Origin of the sequence: Megasphaera sp. DJF_B143 (genome assembly GCF_900320625.1) — a bacterium.
Classification (GTDB): Bacteria; Bacillota; Negativicutes; order Veillonellales; family Megasphaeraceae; genus Megasphaera; species Megasphaera hexanoica.
The window spans coordinates 1-4145 of the sequence record NZ_ONTA01000010.1 but is presented as its reverse complement, the minus strand read 5'-3'; the positions used below and the strand labels follow the sequence as shown (position 1 = coordinate 4145).

Annotated in this window: 4 protein-coding genes; all 4 read left to right on the top strand. The window is 52.2% G+C overall.

The window, feature by feature from the left end; translation table 11 throughout:
* The first annotated feature begins 57 nt into the window (after nucleotides 1–57).
* The 4 genes from DBO31_RS00220 to dut all read left to right on the top strand — a co-directional run bounded on the left by DBO31_RS00220 (nucleotide 58) and on the right by dut (nucleotide 4087).
* On the top strand, nucleotides 58–927 hold the full coding sequence (locus DBO31_RS00220) for a phosphoribosylaminoimidazolesuccinocarboxamide synthase (protein WP_059075275.1): 870 nt from the start codon (nucleotides 58–60) through the stop codon (nucleotides 925–927).
* Nucleotides 928–1052: 125 nt separating this feature from the next.
* A complete protein-coding gene (rpsO, locus tag DBO31_RS00215) occupies nucleotides 1053–1319 on the top strand; it encodes a 30S ribosomal protein S15 (RefSeq protein WP_059075274.1) in 267 nt (88 codons plus the stop codon).
* Nucleotides 1320–1484: 165 nt separating this feature from the next.
* Nucleotides 1485–3641: a polyribonucleotide nucleotidyltransferase gene (locus DBO31_RS00210; protein WP_150824143.1), complete on the top strand. Its 2157-nt coding sequence runs from the start codon at nucleotides 1485–1487 to the stop codon at nucleotides 3639–3641.
* A complete protein-coding gene (gene dut / locus DBO31_RS00205) occupies nucleotides 3641–4087 on the top strand; it encodes a dUTP diphosphatase (protein ID WP_059075272.1) in 447 nt (148 codons plus the stop codon). The genes DBO31_RS00210 and dut overlap by 1 nt, the downstream gene beginning before the upstream one ends.
* Nucleotides 4088–4145 lie beyond the last annotated feature (58 nt).

Sequence of the window (4145 nt, the reverse complement as noted above, 5' to 3'; positions counted from 1 at the left end):
TATCATAAGTGTGTTCTCGTGTACATGTTAATTACTATTTGGTGATGGAGGCGCAGCATGAAAGAATATAAACCGTTTAAATCGGGCAAGGTCCGCGAAGTATACGATATCGGTGACAGCATCGTCATGGTAGCAACCGATCGTATTTCTGCTTTTGACCATATCCTCAAGAACAAGATTACCCAGAAAGGCGCTGTTCTGACACAGATGTCCCGCTTCTGGTTTGATTTTACGAAAGACATCATCCCCAATCACATGATTTCTGTCGATGTCAAAGATATGCCGGAATTTTTCCAGCAGCCCCAGTTCGATGGCAACAGCATGAAATGCCAGAAGCTGACCATGATTCCTATGGAATGTATCGTCCGCGGCTATATCACTGGCAGCGGCTGGGAAAGCTATAAAGAAAACGGTACCGTCTGCGGCATTAAGCTGCCGGCTGGTCTCAAGGAATCGGAAAAACTGCCGGAACCGATTTTTACACCATCTACGAAAGCCGAACTGGGAGAACACGATATGAATGTTTCTCTCGAAGAAGGAGCGGCATTCCTCGACAAAACCTTCCCGGGAAAAGGCAGAGAATATGCCGAAGCCATCCGCGACTACACCATCGCCCTCTATAAGAAATGCGCCGATTATGCACTCTCCCGGGGCATCATCATTGCCGACACGAAATTTGAATTCGGCCTAGATGACAAGGGAAATATCGTCCTCGGCGATGAAATGCTGACGCCGGACAGCTCCCGCTTCTGGCCGCTCAAAGGCTATGAAGCAGGCAAATCCCAGCCGTCCTATGACAAACAGTTCGTCCGCGACTGGCTGAAAGCCAATCCTGACAGCGATTACCTCCTGCCCCAGGACGTCATCGACAAGACAATCGAAAAGTACAAGGAAGCCTATGAACTCCTGACAGGTAAGGCATTCTAAGCCTTTACAGTATGGCAGGGATATAGTATAATATGTGATGTCGTACGGGTGCCGGGTGTCTCGAATCTCCGACGATCACGTAGCACTTTGCGAATAGATTATTTTTACAAATGGAGGAACGAACTATGTTAAGTGTAGAAGAAAAGAAAGCCATCGTCGCCAAATACGGCGCAAATGAAAACGACACAGGATCTCCGGAAGTACAGATTGCGCTTCTTACGGCCCGCATCGTCTATCTGACGGAACATCTCCGCAGCAACAAAAAAGACCATGCATCCCGCCGCGGCCTGCTCAAACTGGTTGGCCAGCGCCGTAACCTGCTTGCTTATCTCCAGAAACATGACCTTGGCCGTTATCGTGCTATTCTCGAAAAACTGAACCTGCGTAAATAATCGCGTTGTGTGAGGCTGATGTGTACGCATCAGCCTCTTTTTTCAGAACATAGTGTATGTTACAGGTTGGTAGGTTATAGGTCAGTACCGCTTCCCGGCGATACTGACCTATGACCTACAGCCTGTCTGAATTTCTTGTATGACTCTTCATAAGGAGGAAAACGAATGGAAAAACAGGTATTCCAGATGGATTTTGCCGGTCGTCCCCTGGTCATCGAAGTAGGACAGCTTGCCAAACAGGCGAGCGGTGCTGCTCTGGTCCGCTATGGCGATACGGCTGTATTTGTTACCGCTACGGGATCGAAAGAAGCACGGGAAGATGCCGATTTCTTTCCGCTCACGGTAGATTATGAAGAAAAAATGTACTCCGTAGGGAAGATTCCCGGCGGCTTCATCAAACGGGAAGGCAAACCGCCTGAATCGGCGACGCTCTTTGCCCGCCTGATCGACCGCCCGATCCGCCCGCTGTTCCCCAAGACATACCGTCATGACGTCCACGTCGTAGCCTATGACTTCTGCGTAGATCACGACAACGCACCGGAAATCGCTGCCATGATCGGCGCTTCCGTATCGCTGTGCATGTCCCATATTCCCTTTGCCGGCCCAATCGCCGGTGTCCGCGTAGGCCGCGTCGATGGCCAGTTTGTCGTCAATCCGACGGTGGCACAGAGCGAAGCCAGCGACATGGATATCGTCGTAGCAGGGACCAAAGACGCCATCCTCATGGTCGAAGGGGGAGCCAAACAGGTACCGGAAGCAGATATCCTCGATGCCATCATGTTTGCTCATGAAGAAATCAAAAAAGTCGTCGAATTCCAGCTGGGATTCCTGCCGCAGATTAGCGTGCCCAAACAGGAATTCGTCGAAAAAGAACCGCCGGCCGATATTGTAGAAGCCGTTCATGCCTATGGCGAAGCCAGCATGAAAGAAGCTATCTGCAACGCCGATAAAATTTCCCGCGAAGAAAAGATGAATGCCGTCGAAACTGACATTTATGAACATTTCGCCGATATTTATCCCGACAACCAGGACGACGTCGCCGAAATCACCCAGAAGATGATCAAGGAAATCGTCCGCCATATGATCGCCGTCGATAAAATCCGTCCCGATGGCCGCCGCGTCGATGAAGTCCGCCCGGTCAGCTGCGAAGTCGGCCTGTTCAAGCGCACCCACGGCACGGGCCTCTTTACCCGCGGCCAGACCCAGGTACTGAGCTTCTGCACCCTGGCACCGCTTTCCGAATGCCAGCACATCGATGGCGTCGGCCTGGAAACGGACCGCCGCTACATGCATCATTACAATTTCCCGAGCTTCTGCGTCGGCGAAACCAAATCGTCCCGTGGCCCCGGCCGCCGCGAAATCGGTCATGGCAAACTGGCTGAACGGGCACTGACCCAGGTCATGCCGAGTGAGGAAGAATTCCCCTATGCCATCCGTGTCGTATCAGAAGTCCTCGAATCGAACGGCTCCAGCTCCATGGGCAGCACCTGTGGCAGCACCCTGGCCCTGATGGATGCCGGCGTACCTATCAAAGCCCCTGTAGCCGGCGTAGCTATGGGCCTGGTAACAAAGGGCGATGACTTTACGATCCTGACCGATATCCAGGGAATGGAAGATGCCCTCGGCGACATGGACTTCAAAGTAGCCGGTACCATGAAAGGCGTCACGGCCATCCAGATGGATATCAAGATCAAGGGACTGAGCCGGGAAATCCTCGACAAGGCCCTGAAACAGGCTCATGAAGGCCGTATCTTCATCATGGGCAAGATGCTGGAATGCATCAGCGAACCGCGCAAGGAATTGTCTCCTTATGCACCGCGCATCATCACCATGCACATCGACCCCGATAAAATCCGCGATGTCATCGGGCCGGGCGGCAAAGTAATCAAACAGATTACGGAAGAAACGGGAGCCAAAATCGACATCGATGACTCCGGCCTGGTCTATATCGCCTCTGTCGATGCCGCCGGCGGCGAAAAGGCAAAAGAATGGATTGAAAACCTGACGAAAGACGTGGAAGTAGGGGAAACCTACCTCGGCAAAGTCACGCGCATCATGAACTTCGGCGCCTTTGTGGAAATCCTGCCGGGCAAAGAAGGCCTGGTCCACATTTCCCAGCTGGCCAAAGAACGGGTAGAAAAAGTAGAAGACGTCGTCAATATCGGCGATGAAATCATGGTCAAATGCGTAGAAATCGATGACAAGGGCCGTATCAACCTGTCGCGCAAGGCACTGCTTGCCGGCGGGGACGCACCGGCACACCACAAGCACGGCCCGCGCAATAACCGCGGCCGCCAGAATGACCGCAAGAAGGTGCAGTAATGAGACACCGGGGATTTGAAGTCGTTACGGCATATGAAGGAAAGGATATTCACGTGCCGCAGCGGAAAACAGCAAAAAGCGCCGGATATGACCTGGAAGCCGCAGCCGACACCGTCCTGGCTCCCCATGCCGTGACGGTCGTGCCGACGGGCCTCAAAGCGTATATGGAACTGAACGAATATCTTTCCATTTTCATCCGTTCCAGCCTGGCCTTCAAAAAGGGCCTCATGCTGGCCAACAGCACGGGAATCATTGACTGCGATTATTACAACAATCCCGATAACGAAGGCCATATCATGATTGCCTATTACAATACAAAAGACGTTCCCTATACCATAAAAAAAGGGGAACGCATTGCCCAGGGGATTTTTATGAAATACCTGACCACCGATAATGACGATGCATCAGGCATCCGCATGGGCGGCATAGGCAGTACGGGCCAATAATGACTGATTTTTGATGTCAGATATAACGAGAGGCTGTCGCACGAAGGGTTCCGCCATC

Excerpts from the sequence above, each read along its gene's own strand:
- DBO31_RS00220 (WP_059075275.1), top strand. The coding sequence starts at position 58 with ATGAAAGAATATAAACCGTTTAAATCGGGCAAGGTCCGCGAAGTATAC.
- rpsO (WP_059075274.1), top strand. The coding sequence starts at position 1,053 with ATGTTAAGTGTAGAAGAAAAGAAAGCCATCGTCGCCAAATACGGCGCA.
- DBO31_RS00210 (WP_150824143.1), top strand. The coding sequence starts at position 1,485 with ATGGAAAAACAGGTATTCCAGATGGATTTTGCCGGTCGTCCCCTGGTC.
- dut (WP_059075272.1), top strand. The coding sequence starts at position 3,641 with ATGAGACACCGGGGATTTGAAGTCGTTACGGCATATGAAGGAAAGGAT.